The organism is Streptomyces sp. JNUCC 63 (assembly GCF_054366325.1).
The window spans coordinates 1,935,592-1,956,723 of sequence record NZ_CM135963.1; the positions used below are offsets into that span (position 1 = coordinate 1,935,592).

At 72.0% G+C, this 21,132-nt stretch carries 16 protein-coding genes and 1 pseudogene; 8 read left to right on the forward strand and 9 right to left on the reverse strand.

Going from position 1 to position 21,132, the window contains the following annotated elements; translation table 11 throughout:
* Genes ACX25U_RS08770 through ACX25U_RS08780 form a run of 3 tightly spaced genes read left to right on the forward strand, consistent with a single transcriptional unit; the run spans position 1 to position 3,576 of the window.
* Positions 1-1,221, forward strand: a complete 1,221-nt coding sequence (locus ACX25U_RS08770; RefSeq protein WP_454390280.1) for a lycopene cyclase family protein — start codon at positions 1-3, stop codon at positions 1,219-1,221.
* A 34-nt stretch (positions 1,222-1,255) separates the two neighbouring features.
* Positions 1,256-1,999, forward strand: a complete 744-nt coding sequence (locus ACX25U_RS08775) for a methyltransferase domain-containing protein (protein WP_454390282.1) — start codon at positions 1,256-1,258, stop codon at positions 1,997-1,999.
* Positions 1,996-3,576, forward strand: coding sequence for an FAD-dependent oxidoreductase (locus ACX25U_RS08780; protein ID WP_454390284.1), 1,581 nt, complete (start codon positions 1,996-1,998; stop codon positions 3,574-3,576). Before ACX25U_RS08775 ends, ACX25U_RS08780 begins: the two co-directional genes overlap by 4 nt.
* A 76-nt stretch (positions 3,577-3,652) precedes the next feature.
* Here the strand turns inward: ACX25U_RS08780 and ACX25U_RS08785 are convergent, their stop codons facing one another.
* Together ACX25U_RS08785 and ACX25U_RS08790 are read right to left on the reverse strand one after the other, a co-directional pair.
* Positions 3,653-5,029, reverse strand: coding sequence for a cryptochrome/photolyase family protein (locus tag ACX25U_RS08785; protein WP_454390286.1), 1,377 nt, complete (start codon positions 5,027-5,029; stop codon positions 3,653-3,655).
* A 5-nt stretch (positions 5,030-5,034) separates the two neighbouring features.
* A complete protein-coding gene (locus ACX25U_RS08790; protein ID WP_454390288.1) occupies positions 5,035-6,651 on the reverse strand; it encodes an SDR family oxidoreductase in 1,617 nt (538 codons plus the stop codon).
* Between the two features lie 204 nt (positions 6,652-6,855).
* Here ACX25U_RS08790 and ACX25U_RS08795 point away from each other — a divergent pair.
* A pseudogene (locus ACX25U_RS08795) lies at positions 6,856-7,509 on the forward strand (histidine phosphatase family protein).
* Between the two features lie 184 nt (positions 7,510-7,693).
* Here the strand turns inward: ACX25U_RS08795 and ACX25U_RS08800 are convergent.
* Together ACX25U_RS08800 and ACX25U_RS08805 are read right to left on the reverse strand one after the other, a co-directional pair.
* Entirely contained in the window at positions 7,694-8,128 is a 435-nt protein-coding gene (locus tag ACX25U_RS08800) for a PIN domain-containing protein (protein WP_454390290.1), read from the reverse strand.
* Positions 8,125-8,367 carry a ribbon-helix-helix domain-containing protein gene (locus tag ACX25U_RS08805; RefSeq protein ID WP_454390292.1) on the reverse strand — a complete coding sequence of 81 codons (243 nt, stop codon included), beginning with the start codon at positions 8,365-8,367 and terminating at the stop codon, positions 8,125-8,127. Before ACX25U_RS08805 ends, ACX25U_RS08800 begins: the two co-directional genes overlap by 4 nt.
* A gap of 211 nt (positions 8,368-8,578) precedes the next feature.
* Here ACX25U_RS08805 and ACX25U_RS08810 point away from each other — a divergent pair, with 211 nt between their 5' ends.
* Positions 8,579-8,770: a DUF397 domain-containing protein gene (locus tag ACX25U_RS08810; protein ID WP_454390294.1), complete on the forward strand. Its 192-nt coding sequence runs from the start codon at positions 8,579-8,581 to the stop codon at positions 8,768-8,770.
* Positions 8,771-8,807: 37 nt separating this feature from the next.
* Here the strand turns inward: ACX25U_RS08810 and ACX25U_RS08815 are convergent, their stop codons facing one another.
* The 4 genes from ACX25U_RS08815 to ACX25U_RS08830 form a co-directional block, all read right to left on the reverse strand.
* The gene (locus ACX25U_RS08815; protein WP_454390296.1) at positions 8,808-9,368 is read right to left on the reverse strand and encodes an SMI1/KNR4 family protein; all 561 of its coding nucleotides are present in this window, start codon (positions 9,366-9,368) and stop codon (positions 8,808-8,810) included.
* Between the two features lie 47 nt (positions 9,369-9,415).
* Positions 9,416-10,405, reverse strand: coding sequence for a BtrH N-terminal domain-containing protein (locus ACX25U_RS08820; protein ID WP_454394165.1), 990 nt, complete (start codon positions 10,403-10,405; stop codon positions 9,416-9,418).
* 1,035 nt (positions 10,406-11,440) lie between these two features.
* Positions 11,441-12,952 carry a glycoside hydrolase family 71 protein gene (locus ACX25U_RS08825; protein WP_454390298.1) on the reverse strand — a complete coding sequence of 504 codons (1,512 nt, stop codon included), beginning with the start codon at positions 12,950-12,952 and terminating at the stop codon, positions 11,441-11,443.
* A gap of 113 nt (positions 12,953-13,065) precedes the next feature.
* Entirely contained in the window at positions 13,066-14,028 is a 963-nt protein-coding gene (locus tag ACX25U_RS08830; protein ID WP_454390300.1) for an LCP family protein, read from the reverse strand.
* Positions 14,029-14,574: 546 nt separating this feature from the next.
* Here ACX25U_RS08830 and ACX25U_RS08835 point away from each other — a divergent pair.
* Positions 14,575-15,978, forward strand: a complete 1,404-nt coding sequence (locus ACX25U_RS08835; RefSeq protein WP_454390302.1) for an exopolysaccharide biosynthesis polyprenyl glycosylphosphotransferase — start codon at positions 14,575-14,577, stop codon at positions 15,976-15,978.
* A gap of 74 nt (positions 15,979-16,052) precedes the next feature.
* On the opposite strand, the gene ACX25U_RS08840 is transcribed toward ACX25U_RS08835, so the two are convergent.
* Positions 16,053-16,997 carry a GDP-L-fucose synthase family protein gene (locus tag ACX25U_RS08840; RefSeq protein ID WP_454390304.1) on the reverse strand — a complete coding sequence of 315 codons (945 nt, stop codon included), beginning with the start codon at positions 16,995-16,997 and terminating at the stop codon, positions 16,053-16,055.
* Between the two features lie 152 nt (positions 16,998-17,149).
* Here ACX25U_RS08840 and gmd point away from each other — a divergent pair, with 152 nt between their 5' ends.
* Together gmd and ACX25U_RS08850 are read left to right on the forward strand one after the other, a co-directional pair.
* Positions 17,150-18,163 carry a GDP-mannose 4,6-dehydratase gene (gene gmd, locus ACX25U_RS08845; protein WP_454390306.1) on the forward strand — a complete coding sequence of 338 codons (1,014 nt, stop codon included), beginning with the start codon at positions 17,150-17,152 and terminating at the stop codon, positions 18,161-18,163.
* A 237-nt stretch (positions 18,164-18,400) separates the two neighbouring features.
* Positions 18,401-21,124, forward strand: a complete 2,724-nt coding sequence (locus tag ACX25U_RS08850; protein WP_454390308.1) for a CBM96 family carbohydrate-binding protein — start codon at positions 18,401-18,403, stop codon at positions 21,122-21,124.
* Positions 21,125-21,132 lie beyond the last annotated feature (8 nt).

Here is a 21,132-nt window from a genome sequence, read left to right on the forward strand (position 1 = left end):
GTGGGCGTGGAGCCGGACGCCGCCGTGGACGTGGAGGCGGACGTCGCCGTCGTGGGCGCCGGGGCCGCCGGGCTGTCGCTGGCCCTGCGGCTGGCCCGGCCGCCCGCGGGCGCGCGCCGGGTGGCGGCGGTGCTGCTGGCGGCACCGCCGGGCCCGTTCCGCGCGGCGCGGCGCACCTGGTGCTACTGGGAGGCGGGGGCGGGGCCGTACGACGAGGTGCTGACGGCCTCCTGGCAGCGGCTGCGGGTGCGCTCCGGCGACGGCCGGGCGGTGGACGCCGCCATCGCACCGCTGCGCTACAAGATGCTGCGCTCCGACGCCTTCGAGGCACTGGCCGGCCGGGAGGTCGGGGCGAGCCCGTGCGTGACGCGCGTCGAGGCCGTCGTGGACCGGGTCGAGTCCGCGCGGGGCGGCGCCCTGGTGCACGCCCGCCGGGCCGACGGCGGCCGGGTGACCGTGCGCGCCCGCTGGGTGTTCGACTCCCGGCCGCCCGAGCGCCTGCCACCGGCCCGCACGACGCTGCTGCAGCACTTCCGCGGCTGGTTCGTCCGCACCCGCCGGCCGGTGTTCGATCCCGCCACCGTGGAGCTGATGGACTTCCGCACCCCTCAGCCCGCGCACGGCCTGTCGTTCGGTTACGTCCTGCCGACCGGGCCGTGCGAGGCGCTCGTCGAGTACACGGAGTTCTCCCGTCGCGTGCTCGGCCGGGACGCGTACGACCGCGCGCTGCGGCACTACACCACCCGGATCCTGGATGTCGGCGACCACGAGGTCACCGCGTGCGAACAGGGCGTGATCCCGATGACGGACGCGCGCTTCCCCCGGCGGGCCGGCGCGTCCGTGTTCCGGATCGGGGCCGCGGCCGGGGCCACCCGGCCCGCGACGGGCTACACCTTCAGCGCCGTGCAGCGCCAGACCCGCGCCGTGGCCGCCGCGCTGCACGCCGGGCGCCGGCCCCTCCCCCCGCGCGCCCACTCCGCCCGCTCCCGGCTCATGGACGCCGTGCTGCTGCACGCCCTCGACCACGGCCGGGTGGACGGCCCGGCCTTCTTCACCCGTCTGTTCACGCGCGTCCCCGCGCCCCGTCTGCTGCGCTTCCTGGACGGCCGCACCAGCCTGCCGGAGGACCTGTCCGTCGGCCTGCACGTGCCCGTCACCGCGATGCTCGGCTCCGCCCTCGCCCTGCCCTTCGTGCCGCGCCGGAGTTCTCCGGCCGCCTGACGCCCCGTACCCCACGCCCCCTTACGGAGATGGCATGCCCGTACTGCGCGACGCCGACCTGACCGCCGCGTTCGACCACACCGCCCGCAGCTACGACACGCTGGTGGCGGCCAATCCCGGCTACCACGCCCACCTGCGCCGCTCCGCCCGGCGCCTCGGCCTGGCCCGCGGCGGTCCGGGCCTGAGAGTGCTGGACCTCGGCTGCGGCACGGGCGCCTCGACGGCGGCCCTGGCCGCCGTACTGCCCGGTGCGGACATCACCGCCGTCGACGCCTCGGCCGGCATGCTGCGGCGGGCGGCCCGCCGGCCGTGGCCCCGGCCCGTGCGCTTCGTGCACGCCCCGGTGGAACGCCTGGCCGAAGCCGGGGTGCACGGCCCGTTCGACGCGGTCTTCGCCGCGTACCTGCTGCGCAACGCCGCCGACCCGGACGCCGTGCTCGCCTCCGCGTCGCGGCTGCTCGCGCCGCACGGCCGGCTGGCGGTGCACGAGTACGCGCTGAGCGGGCGGGCGGCGCACCGGGCGGTGTGGAGCGCGGTGTGCGGCGGACTGGTCCTGCCGGTCGCGACGCTGCTCGGCGACGGGCCGCTCTACCGGCACCTGTGGCGCAGTGTCGTCGCCTTCGACACGGCCGGGCAGCTCGCCGAGCGAGTGCGGCGGGCCGGGTTCGAGCGGGTGCGGGTGCTGCCGTTGCCGGGCTGGCAGACCGGCATCACCCACACCGTCGTCGCCCGCCGCCCGTCCGCCGGCGCGAAGGACACGAAGGAGGCGGGACGATGACCGGCCCGCGCCGTCCCTCCGCTCGCACAGCCCGCCCGCACCGCCCCGGCCGGGACCGGCTGGCCCGGCTGCTGCCCGCACCGCCGGGCGCCGAACGCGCCGAGGAGGCAGGCGCGCCGCGCGTGGCGGTCGTCGGGGGCGGTATCGCCGGGCTGACCGCGGCCACCGCGCTGGCCGAGCGCGGCGTACGGGTCACCCTGTACGAGCGCGAGGCGCAGCTCGGCGGACGGCTGGCCGGCCGGCCCACACGGCTGGCCGACGGTACGGCGGTGACGATGAGCCGCGGCTTCCACGCCTTCTTCCGGCAGTACTACAACCTGCGCGCCCTGCTGCGCCGCACCGACCCGGCCCTGTCCCGCCTGACCGGCCTGCCCGACTACCCCCTGCGCCACGCCGACGGCCGGCAGGACAGCTTCCGGCACGTGCCGCGCACACCGCCACTGAGCGCGCTCGGGTTCGTGGCGCTGAGCGAGTCGTTCTCCCTGCGCGGCCTGGCCCGGATGAACCCCCGGGCGGCGCTGCCGCTGCTGGACGTGCGGGTGCCCGGGGTGTACGACCGGCTCGACCACGTCAGCGCGCACGACTTCCTGGAGGCGATCGGCTTCCCCGCGGCTGCGCGGCACCTGGCCTTCGAGGTGTTCTCCCGCAGCTTCTTCGCCGACCCCCGGGAGCTGTCGGCCGCGGAGATGGCGCTGATGTTCCACGTCTACTTCCTCGGCTCGGCCGAGGGCCTGCTGTTCGACGTACCTCGGGAACCGTTTCCGCAGGCGCTGTGGGACCCGCTCGCCGGACGTCTGCGCCGGCTCGGCGCGCGGGTGCGCACCGGCACCGCCGTGGAGGGGGTCGCGGTGCTGCCCGCGGGCGGCTTCACCGTGGCCGCCGCGAGCGGCGAGGAGCCGTACGACGCGGTGGTCCTCGCCCTCGACCCGGCGGGCCTGCGCTCGCTGGTGGCCCGCTCCGGCGGTCTCGGTGACACCGAGTGGCGTGAGCGGGTGGCACGGCTGCGCACCGCCCCGCCCTTCCTGGTGTCCCGCCTGTGGCTGGACCGGCCCGTGCGCGCGGACCGGCCCGGCTTCCTCGGCACCAGCGGATACGGCGCGCTGGACAACGTCAGCGTGCTCAGCGGCTGGGAGGGCGAGGCCGCCCGCTGGGCCGCCCGCACCGGCGGCTCGGTCGTGGAACTGCACGCCTACGCCCTGCCCGAGGACGCCGACCGGGCGACCACCGAGAAGGAGCTGCTCGGCGAACTGCACCGCCTCTATCCGGAGACGCGCCGGGCCGGGGTGGTCGACGCCCGTCACGAGTGGCGGGCCGACTGCCCCCTGTTCCCGGTCGGCGGGTACACCGACCGGCCGACGGTGGGCACTCCCACGCCCGGCCTGGTCGTCGCGGGTGACACGGTCCGCACCGGCCTGCCGGTGGCGCTGATGGAGCGGGCGGCCACCAGCGGCTTCCTCGCCGCCAACACCCTGCTGAGCCGCTGGGGGCTGCGGGGCCACGCCCTGTGGACGGTGCCCGGCCGGGGCCGCGGGGCGGCCCTGCGGTGGGCGGCGGCGCGCGCCGGGGAGGGCCGGTGAGGGCGGGCCCCTTGTGACAGGAAGGAGGGCTCGGCCTCCCCCGTGAAGCACGGGGGAGGCCGAGCCGGTCGCCCCGCTACGTCTGCTTGCCGCGGGCCCGCCGGAAGCGGTCGAGCCCGTCGGGGAGGCCGACGATCGGGTCGGGGTAGTCGAGGGCGGCGCGGTCCGGGCCGGGCAGCTTCCACGGCTCGTGCACCAACGGGGCCTTGACTCCGGAGAGTTCGGGGACCCAGCGGCTCACGTAGGCGCCGTCCGGGTCGTACTTCCTGCCCTGGGTGACCGGGTTGAGGACCCGGTTCGGGCGGGTGTCGGTGCCGGTGCCGGCCATCCACTGCCAGTTGAGCTGGTTGCTGGCCAGGTCGCCGTCGACCAGCCAGTGCAGGAAGTGGGCGGCGCCGATCCGCCAGTCGACGTAGAGGGTCTTGGTCAGGAAACTGGCGGTGAGCAGCCGGGCCCGGTTGTGCATCCAGCCCTCGTGGCGCAGTTGCCGCATGGCCGCGTCGACGACCGGGTAGCCGGTGCGGCCCTCGCGCCAGGCGTCGATGTCGGCGCCCGCGGTGCGCTCCGTGCGCCAGCGGTCGCGCTTGGTGCGGTAGTCGGCGTGGGCGGCCTCCGGCCGGGCGGCGAGGACCTGGCGGTGGAAGTCGCGCCAGGCGAGCTGCCGGACGAACGCCTCGGCGCCCGCGCCGCCGTGCCGGCGTGCGCGGTGCACGAGCTCCACCGGGGACAGGGTGCCGAAGTGCAGGTGGGCGGAGAAGCGCGAGGTGGCGTCGGCGGCCAGGTCGTCGCGGGTGGTGTCGTAGGCGTCCAGGCCGCGGCGCCAGTAGGCGGCCACCTGTTTGCGGGCCCCGCTCTCCCCGCCGGGCGGCAGGGCCGGGGACGCTCCGGTGCTCCCACCGCGTGCGGGCACCTCCTCACCGCCCACCCCGTCGGGGACGGGCACCCGGCGCGGGGCGCCGGCGACCGGGCGCAGCGGCACCTGCGCCCACTGCCGGTAGTACGGGGTGAAGACGGCGAAGTGGTCGGAGGAGGCGGGGGTCACCGCGCCGGGCGGTACGGCGACGGTGACGGCGTCGTGCACGAACAGCCGGCGGCCCGCCGCCTCCAGGGCGGAGCGCAGCCGCTCCTCCCGGCACGCGGCGAACCGGCTGTGCCCGGCCGACATGTGCACCTCGTCGGCGTCCGCCTCGGCCACCGCCCGGCACACCTCCCCCACCAGGTCGCCGGAGCGCACGACGAGCCGGCCGCCCCGCTCGCGCAGCCCCGCGTCCAGGTCGGCCAGGCAGCCGTCGAGGAAGGCGCGGCGGTTGGGCGCGGCGAACCCGGCCGCCTCGACGGCGCGGTCCCGCACGAACAGCGGTACGACGGCGTCCGCGGCGTCCAGGGCCGCGCGCAGCGGCGGATGGTCGTGCAGGCGCAGGTCGGCGGTGAACAGGACGACCGGGACGTGCATGGGCGTCAGCTTCTCTCGGGCGGGCGTCGGGAACGGGTACGGACGCTCAGGTCTTCGGCCGGGGCGGGCCCCGCGGATGCGGTCGCGCCGCGCCCGCGCGGTGCGGGGGCCGCGCGCTCGGCGGCGCGGACGATGTTGCGGGCCATGCCGCCGAAGACGACCGCGTGGAAGGGTGAGACGCTCCACCAGTACAGGTGGCCCAGCAGGCCGTGCGGATGGAACAGCGCCCGCTGCCGGTAGCGCACGCCCCCGGCCCCGTCGTCGTCCACCCGCATCTCCAGCCAGGCCAGGCCGGGCAGCCGCATCTCGGCGCGCAGCCGCAGCAGCCGGCCGCGTTCGATCTCCTCCACCCGCCAGAAGTCCAGCGAGTCGCCCACCCTGAGCCGCCGGGCGTCGCGCCGGCCCCGGCGCAGCCCGACTCCGCCGGCCAGCCGGTCCAGCCGGCCGCGCACCGCCCAGGCCAGCGGGAAGGAGTACCAGCCGTTCTCGCCGCCGATGCCCTCGATGACGTCCCACAGCGCCTCCGGCGCGACCCGGGCGTCGCGTTCGCGCACGTCGGTGTAGAGGCTGCCGCCGGCCCAGTCGGGGTCGGTGGGCAGCGGGTCGCTGGGCGCGCCGGGCACGGAGGCGGACGACCAGCGGGTGGTGACCTGGGCCTCGCCGATGCGCCGCAGGGCGAGGGCGACGGCGCGGTCGAAGCCGATGGGGTGGCCGGGCGGGCTGGGCACGTACCGTTCGATGTCGTTCTCGCGGCACACCACCTCGTGCCGCAGGGACTCCGTCAGGGGGCGGGCGATCCGGGCCGGGACCGGCGTCACCAGGCCCACCCAGTGGCTGGACAGGCCGGGGGTGAGGACGGGCACGGGCAGGATCAGCCGCGGAGGCAGCCCGGCCACGGCGGCGTAGCGCCGCATCATGTCGAGGTACGTCAGCACGTCCGGGCCGCCGATGTCGAAGGTGCGGTTCACCTCACGGGGCAGGCGGGCGCAGCCGGTCAGCAGGCGCAGCACGTCGCGCACGGCGATCGGCTGGATCCGGGTGCGCACCCAGCGCGGGGTGACCATCACCGGCAGCCGCTCGGTGAGGTAGCGCAGCATCTCGAAGCTCGCCGAACCGGAGCCGATGATCACCGCGGCGCGCAGCACGGCCGTCGGCACGCCCGAGTCGAGGAGGATGCGGCCGACCTCGGCGCGGGAGCGCAGGTGCGGCGACAGCTCCCGCTCGGGCACCGCACGGGGGGTCAGTCCGCCCAGGTAGACGATCCGGCCGACGCCCGCCCGGCGGGCCTGCTCGCCGAAGACGCGGGCCGCCTCGCGATCGGTGTCCTCGAAGCCGCGCCCGGTGCCGAGGGCGTGCACGAGGTAGTAGGCCACGTCCACGCCGCGCATGGCCCGTGCGACGGAGCCGGGGTCGGTGACGTCGCCCTGGACGACCTCCACCCGGTCGTACCAGGGGTGGTCGCGCAGCTTGCGCGGGGTACGGGCCAGACAGCGCACCCGGTGGCCGGCGTCGAGCAGCTCGGGGACCAGCCGGCCGCCGATGTAACCGCTCGCCCCGGTCACCAGACACATCGGGCCGCCGCCCTCCGGGGGCCCGGTCGGTGTGGTGTCGTCGCCGCTCATGGTCGATCCCGCCGCCTGTCCGCTCGTATCGTGCTCCACCGCCGTGGCGCGCGCCACTCGTCCCTACGATGTCTCCACGCTGTCTCTACGATGCGAACAGGCCGACCGGATGCGCCCGGGCGCGGGGGCCGGGCGGGTGACGGGCGGGCGTACTTTCGTGCCGTCCTTCGGAAGCCGGACCGCGAAGGCGGGAGGACCGACCGCGTGACCGGCCGTGTCACCCTCACCTCTTCGGCGACCACCCCTCCCTGCGACGGGCCCGGTTCGACGACGGCGACTCGCTCGACGCCGGCGGAGCGGCACGGGCCGGAGCGGCGGCCGGGAGCCTGCCGCCGCCGGACGCTTCCTCGCCTCCCCCGGCGCGCGCTGCCGGGAGACGGCCACGGCACTCGGTCTCACCGCCTCGGAGGAAACGGAACTCGCCGGCCTGGACGTGGGCCGGTGGCGGGGGCGAACGCTGGAGGAGGTCAGTACGGCCGAACCGGAAGCGGTGGCCCGCCGGCTGGCCGACCCGAGCGCGGCGCCGCACGGCGGCGAATCGGTGCGCGACCTGTGCGAGCGGGTCGCACGGTGGCTCGAGACGTGCGGCCACGCCGACGGCCGGACGGTCTGCGTGGTCGACCGGAGGTGATCCGGGCGGTGGTGGTGAACGTCCTGGACGCGCCCGGGCCCACGTTCTGCCGCCTCGACGCCCCACCGCTCACGGCGACGGAGCTCACCGGCCGGTCCGGCCGCCGGAACCTGCGACTCGGACACCCTCTCGGGGAGTTCGCGTCCCATCTCGGTGGTGCACAGGACGAAGGCCCCGGGTCTGGCTCACGAGCCGCCCCGTTCACGGAAGTTGCTCGTTCACAGTGACGCGACCGTGCCGGATTCCCACCGGCTTCCGTCGTGCCGTCGTCGCTATCGGATCGACGGTACCGTGCGCCGCATGCCCGGCCAAGACCGTACCCACGGGCGTGATCTTCTTCTCTCGCATGCTCGGCCACCTGCCCGGAGAAGGCGCCCTTACATGCGGCCGGGCGGATCCGGTAGGAGCCGGTCAGCCGTCCGCCGGCAGGATGCGGAACGCGGACAGACCGCGGGTGAGGGGCGTGATGGCCCGGTAGTCCCTCTGGTCGAGGGTCAGGATCAGATCCGTCTTGTAACGGTCCGCCAGAACGACGCCGACCGCGTCGGCCAGATCGAGCCGCAGTCCGTCGTACTTGGCTCGGACTTCGTGGGCGGCCACCAGATCGGACGGCCGCAGTTCCGCCAGCTTGTACTGGCCGTCCTGCAGGCGGTCGTTGATCGCTTCCATGACCTGCATGGCCGCGGAGAATCCCAGATCGCGGTGGATCAGATGATCCAGTTCCGTGACGACCAGCGGCGAGATGGCAAGCACTTCACGTTCGAGGATCGCCGAAGCCGCCGCGTGTTCGGGTTGGGCGGCGTCGAAGGCCGCGTAGAGAGCGGAGGTGTCCGCAACGACGATCAACGCCGCGCGTTCCGTTCCTTGATGTGCTCGTACACCGCGTCGTCCAGGTCCTCCGGCGACTTCACGCGCCCGCTGTCGAACACGGGAAGAGCACGACTCCTCGGTGTCCTCGAGGAGGAGTCGAGGAGCATCGCGACACCCCGGCGGATGAGCTCCGCCTTGCTGACCCCCGTGGCCGCCGCCTCGGCGTCGAGGCGGAGCTCAAGAGCCTCGGGTAGATACACAGTGGTCTTTATCATGCCCTATATGGTACCACCCGTAGCATGAGACGGCCTGGGCGTGAGGGAAAGCCGCCGACACTCCCGCGCCCCCGCCCCTTGCAGCGACCCAACGGGGCGAGGCAGCTCGAAGGGAACACAGCGCGCCGGAGGAACCTCAGACACGGCCGAGGGGCCATTCCGGCCAATCTCCTGCTCGCTGCGGCGGGCTCGGGAGCGGGCTTCAGGCTCGGTGAGCCGTCGCGCACTCGGCCCATACCGTCTTGCCGGGGCCGAGGCGGTCGCGTACGCCCCAATCGAGATCGCCCTGCGCTCCGGCGTCGTTCTTGTCCGGGGCTCGAAGGACACCCAAAAGCAGTCCCTGACTGTCTCCCCCGAGGCCTGGTCGGCGTTCACGACACTGGCTGCCGACTCGCGCGTCTGAAGCTCCGCGTCGTCCGGGCGGCCGGCAGTTTGAAGAGTCACGCGGCGTCATGCCAGGGCTTGTTCGCCGCCCAGTGCCGAACCCAGCCGGCAAAGCCAGGTTCAGCGGTGGTGAACCCGAACTGCGCACCGAAGGGGGCAGCGCCGACGTCACTGGTCAGCCAGACGTGCCCTCGGTGAGGGCCGGTGACGACGAGATGCCAGTTCATCGCGCACCCATCGGTGCCCAGCACGATCGAGCCGTGGTTGTAGACCTGATCGAGGATGTCGTCGATATCCTCGGACGGATCCGGGTCTTCCTCCCACACCCACGCCTCCGTCAGCGGGAACGGCCTGCTCAGGTCGCGTTCCCGCTCGTCGTCGCCCCAGTCGTCCGGCAACTCCGCCACCGGCAGCAGTCCGTACTCGGGCGGGCCGGAGTACGAACCGTCCGTTATCTCGGCGACGAAGGTCCGATACGGCTCAGGCAGCACGATCCCGTGTTCCGCTTCGAAGGCATGGACCGCCTCCCAGCCAAGAGCCGACTCACCTCCGTCATCGACGTCGAACGCCGCACGAAGCGCCGCCAGTTCAGCAGGGTCGGCCTGATCAAGGTTCATGCGGCATGGATACCACCCCGCCGTGACAGCGCCCCGCGTTTGGGCTTCTACTCCGCCAGGCGGCTCAGCGCCCGCATCGCCTCGCGCTCTATGCGTGAAAGATCGCGGAGGACGGTGCCTGCCTGTACGAGGCACTGCGCATTGCCTGATTCACCGGCCTTTGTGATCAGTGCTGCGACTTCCGTCCATAGGGTGGCCGCCTCGCTGTACAGCCCGTGACCGGTGCGCAGGTGGCTGCTGTCGAGCTGTTGGGTGCATTCGGCGAGGAAGTCGCGGTAGAGGTTGCGGAACAGGGCGCCGCCGGTGCCGGCCTTCTCCATCAAGAGGGCGGCCTGCGGCAGGTCCCGCTGCGGGTTGTCGGTCCGCTGGAGCCATGTGCGGACCAGCTTGCCGGCCTTTTCGATGCCTCGGTGGCCGAGGTTGGCGATGGGCGGGTTGAGGAAGGCGTCGGCGCAGGCGGTGATGGCGGGAATGATCCGGCCCTGCGGGGAGGGCGGGTTGCTCGGAGCGGTGAGGGTGAAGGAGCGGTGCCTGGCGGTCATCGGGCCGCGTGCGGCCCTGGCCTGGGCGAGGCTGGTCAGGCTGGTGGACACCGTCCCGCCTTGCTGGTCGGTGTCCACCAGGTAGGCGTCGTGGTCGTCGTAGCCGTACATGGCGACGACATGACCGCCGAAGTGCACCTTCGAGGTGAAGTAGTCCAGGTAGTAGCTGTCGAGCTGCAGTCCGACAGGGTGTCCGGCGTCGATGGGGGCCACCACGTTCTCCCATGCCCTGCGGGGGGAGGTGGTCTCCTGGACCAGGAGGTCCAGCCCGAGTCCGGTGGCCAGGTTTCTGGTGAGGTCGAAAGGCTTGACCCGCCCCCCGAGAAAGGGGAAGCCCATGTTCTTGCTGTCCCAGTAGATGAAGGACAGGCCGGAGCCGAGGCCGAAGAGCATGGGCTCGGACAGATCGAGTCCCTGGTGCCGCAGCAGCACCCCCAGGGCCGTCGTCTCGCAGTGCCGCGTACCGCGGGCATCGATGTCTGTCACCGTGGTCATGCCATGCTCTCCTGGACGGGGACGGTCAGCCGGGTCATCAGTTCTTCTTACGGAACAGGTCTCACGTACGGGCGCTTGCGGGCGCAGCCCGCACTCGTGGATGGTGGCGAAGAGAGCGTTGCGGGCCAAGGACAGCTGGGCATAGGGCCCGATGTGCATGGTCTCGGCAACGGGTCCGCCGGGCAGCGTCTCGAACCCCAGGCCAGGTGTCCCTTCCCCCTGCGGCGTCTGCACCCCGACGGCGATCTCCATGCGCTCTTCCGGATCCAGCGGGTACAGCGCCCACAGCGGCGGCTCCCACGCGATTCCCGCCTTGCCGAAGGCGGAGCCGTCGTTCACGCGGACCGGAGCGCGGGGCAGGATGCCGCGACCTCGGTGAAGCGACTGTTCGACAACAGAGGCGGTGGCCTACCCGTCCTGAGACAGGGCTGAACGTCTCACGGAAAGGGCGAACACGTCGGAAGGGGCAAGAGGTATGCGTGACGCCCCAGCTCCACTACGATCAGCGATCTGGAGAAGACGCTCATCCACGGTAAGTGGAGAAATGGGTAGGGCCGTGTCTACGGCGGCTCCTGAAAGGTCACGTACGTCCTCACAAGGACGGTGCCCCTGACACGCAGTCCACGGACTCACCCGACGCCCTCCTGCGCTCCGCCGCCGAGGACATCGCACGCCGGGCAATGGAGAAGAGGCGGCCCGCCGCTGCTTTGAGGTCGGTTCTCGAACTGATCGACAACGACGATGCGGAGTTGGCCCTGGACGAACTGGCGCGAGCAAACGAGTACTTCCGCATCCCGTCCTTCGAGGGGGATACGACCGGCTCGTCGCCGCGGCAACCCGACTGGACTCCACGGACTCGCTGTTGGAGGCCGGTGCCGACCGATTCGTCACCACATGAAGCCGTGGGCACCGCGACCTGTGGCAGGGCTCGCTGCCAGTAGAACGCCGCAGGTCAGGAGCTCTTGGCAGCCGGCTCTGGAATCGCCACGCGCTCCATGTGCGACGTCATCGAAAACTCGTCACAGGACGAGGAGTTCACCGGCCGCTGGAGACCGCGTAGTACTGAAGGTCCTGCACGGTGACCGTACGCCGTGCAGGACAGCGGGTCGTGACGGCGGCGACGGTGTCCCCCGCGCGGCGGACCACGGCCTCGGTACGGCCGGGGCTCAACGGCAGGTCCTGGGCGTACACGCCGATGGGAGCACGGTAGGTGTGGGGCACGGTGCCCACGCGCGCGGAGACCGTGGCGGGCGCGGTCAGGAAGGTGAGCAGTTCCACCTGGTCGCGCGGGGGCGCGGTGCCCGGACGCGGGCGCATCAGCCGGGGCTGGAGCGAGGCACTGCCGGCATCCGTGAACTGGACGCGGGAGGTGACGTACACGGTGTCGCGGACGATCTGCGGCCAGGCCCCGGTCTTGAAACGGGTGAGGTAGTACGAGGAGATGTCCAGGTACGCGTGACCGTTGTGCAGTGAGGGGGCGAACTGGCTGCCTTCCGAGTAGTCGTTCCAGGTGGTGAGCTGCACCCAGTCCGCACCGTCGGAGATCGCGTGGTTCCAGGTCGACCGCAGGGTGGCGGTGTTGCCCGCCTCGTCGTAGATGCCCTGGTTGGGCCGGGCGTCCTGCACGGACACGGCCTGCATCCACTTCTTTCCCAGGGAGTGGGCGAGCCGGATGTCGCCGGGAACGTTGCCCTGGCGGGTGTGGCTCCGGTTGCCCCAGGACGAGAAGGCGTGGCTGATCGGCGCGAACCTCTCGGCGTTGGCTCGGAAGTCCAGGAAGACCGGGACGAGCGCGGTGCCGATGCCGTGGTCGCGCAGCCGCGCGATGACTTGGCCCCACCAGGCGGGTTCCCGCACTTCGGCCTTGAAGGGGGAGACCACGAGGCGTCCGTCGGCCAGCCGGTATGCGGACGGGGACGCGGCGAGCAGGGCCAACTGGTCTGCGAGGGTGCGCGGGTCGGTGTGCAGGGAGGTCATGTCCGGCATCAGCACGATCCGGAAGCCCGGATCGACGCGCCGCGCCGCGCGCAGCAGCATGTCGACGCGCTGACGGTTGGTGCCGGTCAGGGAGAGGATGTCGACGGTGAACCCGTCGAGCCCGGCGTCTCGGGCGGTCCTCACCTCCCTTTCCAGGTTGGCGAGTTGCCAGTCGCCACTGGACGGCGGCACGGGCAGGGGCCGGTCACGCAGCAGTCCGCCGTAGGCCGCGTGCTTGCCCTGCTCGCCGTGCGGCGTGAGGTAGTTGCGGGCATAGTAGTCGTGCTCGGCGGGCTGGTTGTCGAGGGAGAGCGGATACGGGGGAAAGTAGTGCGCGAAGACCAGATGCGGGCTGTCGCGCAGCACTTCGGCGCTCGGCAGGTCGAAAGGAAGCGCCGCGACGCCCGTCCGCTCGGCGCGGGGCGTGGCGGCCTTCCGGTCGCGGGCCAGCCCGGTGCCGGCGATCAGTCCGATCAGCAGCAGGCCGACCAGGGCGCCGAGTGCGGTGCGCCGTCGGCGGCCTGACGCCCTTCGGTGCCGGCGCGTTGGACGAGCGGGGTGATCCGTCATGGGTGTCCTCCGCGGACGCCGGTGGGCCGCCGGTGCGAACTCTATTGCACGTACGGCCCGTTGTCCGGCGAACCGTCTCCGGACGGGCATCTCCGGCGATCTGCGCCGTCACGTCAGGGAGTGGTGGCGCCGAGCAGGTCGGCGTCGTGCGACTGCAGGTAGATGTCGAGGGCGTCCTCGCGCATGGCCCGCCACAGCTGAGCACCGGCGCCGGAGTCCAGGAGGACCACGGACTGGCCGGAGATCGTGCCGGTTCCCTTGACGGGAGCGTTCATGAACACCATGTTCCCGGGGCGGACCTTCTTGTTGTCCCACAACAGGCCACGCAGGTCGCCGTCGCTGAGCCGATCGTCGACGCTCACGGCGGCGGTGAGGTCGTCCAGCACCTCGGCGGCCCTGGCGGGGTTGGAGAAGGTCGAAGGACGCATGACCTTCGCCAGCAGCGTCCGCAGGAAGTACTGCTGGCGGTGCGTGCGGTCGAAGTCGCCGCGGGCGAGGTGATGGCGCTCACGCACGTAGGCCAGGGCCTGCGTGCCGTTCATGTGGCGACCGGCACCGTCCACGACGAGATCCACTCCGCCGACGGAGTCGGTGAGTTTCTTGAAACCGTCCCAGTCGATGACGGCGAGATGGTCGACGCGTACCTTGGTCAGCCGCTGCACCGTGTCGATGAGCAGCGGCGGTCCGCCCCAGGAGAAGGCGGCGTTGAGCTTGGCCTTGCCGTGTCCGGGGATGTCCACCCACGCGTCACGGGGCAGCGAGACGACGTACGCGCCGGAATGGTCGGCCGGGAGGTGGACCAGCATCATCGTGTCACTGCGCTGGGCCCCGTACGTCCACTCGGGGGCCTTGGCGTCGCGGCCCGTGGTCGGCAGCGCGGAGCGGCTGTCGACGCCCACGAGGAGGAAGGTCTGCCCGCCGTCGGAGGGCGCCGGCTGCGCCGCCGCTGGGACCTGCGTCGGGAAGACGCCGGAGATGCGGTCGACCTTCCCGGTGTAGTGGTCGACGGCCCACCAGGCGACCCCGCCCACCATGAGCAGGCCCACGGCGAGCAGTGCGAGCGCCCCGACGAGCACCCGACGCGCGCGGCTCTTGCGGCGCCGGGGCGGCGCCAGGGGGGTTTCGGAGGCGTCAACCCCTTTTTGTGAAACATCGGTTGAGGAATCGGGGACTTCGGCAACCGGGTCGGACACCACCGAACCGGCTCTGCCCGCCCCTTCGTCCCGGCCCGTCGCTTCGGCCTCGGCCGTGTTCCTGTCCCCCACCACGCACCCCCACATCCATGCGGTGCGGCCCCTTCCGCACCGGGCGCTCACTGTAGCCAGCATGTTCGACGTTCGTACGGTTTTCCGTCAGACCATCGCCCCACGGGATCAACCAGCGGGCTCGGCACGGGACTTCGTACGGCTCGGAACTTCTCAGCGATGTTCACGTAAACGCTCCCATCGTTCACAAGTTTGCCGTACTGTTCACCATCGTGCCGCATGTTCGACGAATGGATGTTCGCGACATCCGGCCACTCGTGCCGCAGAACGTGCCTGGGGGGGTACATGTGGGATGTACAGGCCGCTGAATCCGACAGATCACGCAAGGCGCGCTCGCGGGCGCGCTCCTCGCTGTGGATGGGACGCAAGTCCCGCTGGTACCTACCCGCGTCGCTGATCATCGACCTCGTCGGCGCCGGAGTGCCGGTGGCGCTGACGCTCTTCACCGCACACCAGCCGTGGGCAGTGCCGAGCGGCATCGTCGCAGGGCTCTCCTGGACGGGTGTCCAGCTGTTCCGCTCGCGCTACGCGGCCCGGGCCATCGGCGAGAGCCGGGGCACACTGCCGGTGCTCCACGACTGGTTCATCCTACTGGGAGTGCTCGCGGTGGGACACGCCGCGGCGGGGGTGCGGCTGCGCGCACTGCTGTGTCTGGCCGCGCTGCTGCCCGCCCTGCTGCTGACTCTGGTGTGCCGCAAGGCGGTGTACCGGCATCTCGCGGCGGTGCGCCGCAGGGCGCAGGCGGTGATCAAGGTCCTGGTGGTGGGCGAGCCCACCGCCGCGAACGGTGTCGCCGCGTACCTCGCCGCGCGCACCGACCACCCGTACGTGGTGGTGGGCGCCGTACCCGTGGGACGGGGCCCGTTCGCCTCAGGGATCCGGACCGGGGAACGGCTTGCCGCCACCGCGCCGGAGTCCCCCGCGGAGGACGCCAACCTGGTCATCAGCGCGGTGCACCGGCTCGGCGCCGATCTGGTGCTGGTCGTTCCGGGCGTCGCGCTCTCCGGGGAGCGGCTGCGCCGCCTCTCCTGGGGCCTGCACGACGCCGGCATCGAACTGTTCGTCGCGCCCGGTCTGGTGGAGGTGTCCGTCAAGCGCCTGGAGACCGGATCCGCCGGCGGGCTGTCGCTGCTGCGCGTGGCCCCGCCGGTGCGGGAGGGCATGCAGCCTCTGCTCAAGGAGGTCCTGGACCGCAGCACCGCCCTGCTGGGCCTGCTCGTGCTGGCACCGGTACTGCTGGTGATCGCAGCCGTGGTGAAACTGTCCTCGCCGGGGCCGGTGCTCTATCTCCACGAGCGCATCGGCCGGGCCGGGCGCCCCTTCGTGATGTGGAAGTTCCGCACCATGCGGGTGGGTGCCGATCGCCAGAAGGCCGCACTGGCCCAGGAGAACGAGCACGACGGCCCGATGTTCAAGATGCGCCGCGATCCCCGGATCACCCGGGTCGGCCATTGGCTGCGCCGCACTTCTCTCGACGAACTGCCCCAGCTGGTCAACGTCCTCAAGGGTGACATGTCCCTGGTAGGTCCGCGGCCGCCACTCGCCGACGAGGTGGCGCACTACACGCCCGTCGAGTGGCGGCGGATGACCGTACGGCCGGGCATGACCGGGCTGTGGCAGATCAGCGGGCGCTCCGACCTGTCCTGGGACGAAACGGTTCAGCTCGATCTCAGCTACGTCGACAACTGGTCGTTCACCAGTGATGTGGACGTCATGGCCCGCACGTTCCGCGCCGTCGTCGACGGCCGCGGGGCGTACTGAGAGGGCCGCCCGTGGCCGCACAGCGCCCCGGCGCGCGCTGCGCGCCGCCGGGGTCCGTGCAGGAGCGGGGCCCGTCAGCCGTCGAGGTCGCTGCGCCAGTGGGCGTAGGTGGCGGCGATGCCGTCGCGCAGCGGGATCGCCGGCTTCCAGCCGAGCTCGGCGATCCGGGAGATGTCGAGCAGCTTGCGCGGGGTGCCGTCGGGCCGGGTCGTGTCCCAGGTGATCCGGCCGGTGAAACCGGTGACCTCGGCGACCGTCGCGGCCAGCTCGCGGATGGTGAGGTCGCTGCCGCAGCCGACGTTGACCGGCCCGTCGCCGTCGTAGGAGCGCAGCAGCACGGCGCAGGCGGCGGCGAGGTCGTCCACGTGCAGGAACTCCCGGCGCGGGGTGCCACTGCCCCACAGCACGACCTCTTCGCGCCCCTCGGCCACGGCCTCGTGGAAGCGGCGGATCAGGGCGGGCAGGACGTGCGACGTCTCCAGGTCGAAGTTGTCGCCCGGCCCGTAGAGATTGGTCGGCATGGCGCTGATGTACGACGCGCCGTACTGGCGCCGATAGGACTGCACCTGGACGATGCCCGCGATCTTCGCGAGGGCGTACGCCTCGTTGGTGGGCTCCAGAGGTCCGGTCAGCAACGCGTCCTCGGTGATCGGCTGGGGGGCGTGCTTGGGGTAGATGCACGACGACCCCAGGAAGAGCAGGCGGCCCACACCGGCGGCGTGGGCCCCGGCCATCACGCTGAGCTGGATCTGGAGGTTCTCCTCCAGGAACTGCACCGGCTGTGTGCTGTTGGCCATGATCCCGCCGACCTTCGCGGCGGCGAGCACCACCGCGTCGGGACGCAGGGCGGCCAGTTCGGCCGCGGTACGCGCGGCGTCACGCAGATCCAGTTCGGCGCGGGTGCGGGTGAGGACCTCGTGCCCGTCGGCGGCGAGCCGGCGGGCCACGGCGGAGCCCACCAGGCCACGGTGGCCGGCGACGAAGACACGGGCACGTTCGGGCAGCAGCGATGCGGTCATGGGCCGGATCATGCCAGGAGCCGCGTGCTCCGTATGCCCGTATCACCAACTCTGATGAAATTTCCTGTTGTTCACGATATGCGACCCGCGCACGGCGGGCGCACGGACCGGATCCGTCCCCGGGGCGGGTCCGGCAGGGAGGGGAACACCGCATGACCAAGACCGCGCTGATCACCGGCGTGACCGGGCAGGACGGCTCGTACCTGGCGGAGCTGCTGCTGTCGAAGGGATACCGGGTGCACGGCCTGGTGCGGCGGTCGTCCAGCTTCAACACCGAGCGGATCGACCACATCTACCAGGGCCCCCAGGAGGCCGAGCGCCGCTTCGTGCTGCATCACGCCGACCTCTCCGACGGGGTGGCGCTGGTGAACCTGCTGCGCGACATACAGCCGGACGAGGTGTACAACCTGGGCGCCCAGTCCCATGTGCGGGTCTCCTTCGACGCGCCGCTCTACACCGGTGACGTGACCGGCCTGAGCACGCTGCGGCTGCTGGAGGCCATCCGGGCGAGCGGGGTGGAGACCCGCATCTACCAGGCGTCGTCCTCGGAGATGTTCGGTTCCACGCCGCCCCCGCAGAACGAGGGCACCCCCTTCCACCCGCGCAGCCCGTACGGCGCCGCGAAGGTCTTCGCGTACTGGACGACCGTCAACTACCGTGAGGCGTACGGGATGTTCGCGGTCAACGGCATCCTGTTCAACCACGAGTCCCCGCGCCGCGGCGAGACCTTCGTGACCCGCAAGATCACCCGCGCCGTCGCCCGGATCAGGGCCGGCCTCCAGGACCGTCTCTACCTCGGCAACCTGGACGCGGTCCGCGACTGGGGGTACGCGCCCGAGTACGTCGAGGCGATGTGGCGGATGCTCCAGCACGACGAGCCGACGGACTACGTGGTCGCCACCGGAGTCCCGGCCACCGTGCGGCAGTTCGTGGAGACCGCGTTCGCCCACGCCGACCTCGACTGGAACAAGTACGTGCGCTACGACCCCAAGTACGAGCGTCCCAGCGAGGTCGACGCACTGATCGGTGACGCGTCCAAGGCGCGCGAGACGCTGGGCTGGCGGCCCACCGTCCTGGTGGAGGAGCTCGCGCGGATCATGGTCGACGCCGATGTGCGGCAGGTGGAGGACCAGCTCGCGGGCGCCGTGGTGCGCATCGACCGCTGACGCCGGGTGCGTACGGAAAGGCGGCCGTGTGTACCGGGTGCGGACGTCCGGGACGTGCGGGGTCACCGTGAACACATAGAAATTTCCCATTAGATGAGTCAAGTGCGTTCCATGGCGTGTCATGTACTCGTATGGTTCGCGAGCAAATACGTTCATGCAGCCCGTTCGGATCCGGGGAACACCGGCGGGCTCGTCGAGGCTGAGGGCCCGCGACCGGGCCCTGGAGCCGGGGGGTACATGAAAAGATCCAGGCGGCTCAGCGCCGCCCTCGTCCTGTCCACCACGGCGGGTCTGGGCCTGGTGGCCCTGGAGCAGCCGGCCGCCGCGCTGACCCCGCCCGTCGCCTTCACCGCCGACGACCTGCCGACCTGGCAGACCAACGGCATCGTGTGGGCCCTGGCGGAGGCGCACGGCATGGTCTTCGCGGGCGGCACCTTCTCGCAGGTGCGCCCGCCCCAGGGAGGAAGCGGCACCGCGCAGAACGCGGTGAACTTCGTCGCGCTGGACGCGGCGAGCGGCGATCCCACGTCCTGCAAGCTGTCCTTCACCATCGGCAGCGGCACCGCGACCGTGCGGGCGCTCGCCGTCTCGCCGGACAAGAAGACGCTGTACGCCGGCGGCTACTTCGGCGCGGTCAACGGCACGCAGGTCAGCAGCCTCGCCGCCATCGACATCGCCACCTGCACGCCCAAGGCGAACTTCCGCCCCAGCGTCTCCGCCACCGTGCGGGCGCTCGCGGTCACCGACGACACCGTGTATCTGGGCGGTGACTTCTCCACTGTCGGCGGCAGCGCGCACGCGCGGTACGCGGCGGTGGACGCCACCAGCGGCGCGGTCAAGCCGTTCCAGGCCGACGTCGACGCGCCCGGCCGGGCCGTCGCGGTCACCCCGGACGGCAAGAACGTGATCCTCGGCGGTGACTTCTTCACCGTCAACGGCACGAACTCGCACGCCCTGGCCGTCGTCGACGCGACCACGGGCGACAACGTCCGCACCTACCCGGGGTTCATCGAGACCAACTCGGTGGTCAAGGGGCTCGACACCGACGCCACGGGCTTCTACACCGCCAACGAGGGCACCGGCGGCGGCGTCTTCGACGGCCGTATCGCGCTCGAGCTGTCCACGCTCAACCAGCGCTGGCGCGACACCTGCCTCGGCGCCACCCAGGCCGTCAAGTCGTACCAGGACGTCCTCTACAGCGCCTCGCACGCGCACGACTGCTCCAGCATGGGGGAGTTCCCCGACGGGCGCCGCTACCACCTGCTCGCGGAGCCGACGACCGGCACCAACAAACTGGGCTGGTTCCCGGACACCAACGACGGCCTGGGCGAGGGCATCGGCCCGCGTGCCATGGCGGTCTCCGAGACCTCCGACAACAAGTACATGTGGGTCGGCGGCGAGTTCACCACCGTCAACGGCTCCGCGGCCCAGGGCCTGACGCACTTCCCGGCCTCCCCGGACATCGGCGCGCCGACGGTGCCAGTGGTCGGCGCCGAGTCCGTCAAGCCGACCGAGGCACAGGTCCGCTGGCGCGCCGGCCTCGACAAGGACGACACCAGGCTGACGTACAAGGTCTACCGCAACGGTGGTTCCACGCCCGTGTACACCGTCGACGGCGACTCCGTGGAGTGGTCGCGCCCGCAGCTGTCCTTCACCGACAAGAACGTGACCGCCGGCTCCACCTACAGCTACCGGGTGACGGCCACCGACGGCGCGGGCAACACCTCCGCGCTGTCCGCCACGGCCACGGTGACGGTGCCGGCCTCCGCCCAGAAATACGCGGCGAAGGTGCTCGACGACGGCGCGAACCTGTACTGGCGCTACGACGAGTCCGTCACTCCGTTCGTCGGCGACACCTCACCCGGCGACCAGAACGGCATCCACCTGGGCGGACCCTCGCTGCGCCAGACCCCGGCCGCCGTGACCGGTCCGTCCACCGCCATCGGCTTCAACGGCAGCAACCAGATCGTCTACAGCGACAAGCGCACCACGGTGCCGAGTCAGTACTCGGTCGAGACCTGGTTCAAGACGACCACCGGCCGGGGCGGCAAGATCGTCGGGTTCGGCAACAACACCACGCGGGCCAGCGACAACTACGACAAGCACGTCTACATGCGCAACGACGGCCGGCTGGTCTTCGGCGTGTGGACGGGCAGCGCCCGCACCATCACCTCGCCGGGCAGCTACAACGACGGCACCTGGCACCACGTCGTCGCCACCCAGGGCGCCTCCGGGATGGCGCTGTACGTGGACGGCGCCCAGATCGGCACGCTGGCCGAGACGAACAGCCAGAGCTACAGCGGTTACTGGCACGTCGGCGGCGACAACCTCAACGGCTGGCCGAACCAGCCCTCCAGCAACTACTTCGCCGGGCAGATCGACGAGACCGCGGTCTACCCGTCGGTGCTGAGCGCGGCCCAGGTGCAGAGCCACTACACCGCGGCCTCGGCTCCGGCCGACAGCGTGCAGACCGTCCGGGCGTCGCAGGACACGTACGTCAACGCCGGTGCTCCCAGCACCAATTACGGCACCTCCACCTCGCTGGCGGTGCGCGGCAGCGCGGCGTACGAGACGTATCTGCGCTTCGACCTGCCGTCGGCTCCGGCCGGGACGGTACTCAAGAGCGCACGGCTCGCGGTGAAGACCACCACGCTGGACAGCGCGGGCAGCACGGACGACATCTCCGTGCGGCCGGTCACCGGCAGCTGGACGGAGACAGGGACCACCTACGTCTCCAGGCCCGCCGTGTCCTCGACCGTGGTCGGCACCCTGAGCGGGGCCACCGACCTCTCGACGGTCTACTCGGCGACGCTCGACACCGCGGCGCTCTCCCCGGCCCTGGGCGGCGCTTACGACCTGGCGCTCACGAGCACCGGGACGGATGCCCTGTGGCTGTGGTCCAGGGAGGCGTCGGCCGCGGAGAACACCCCGCAGCTGGTGCTGATCTTCGGGGCGCCGTAACCCTCACC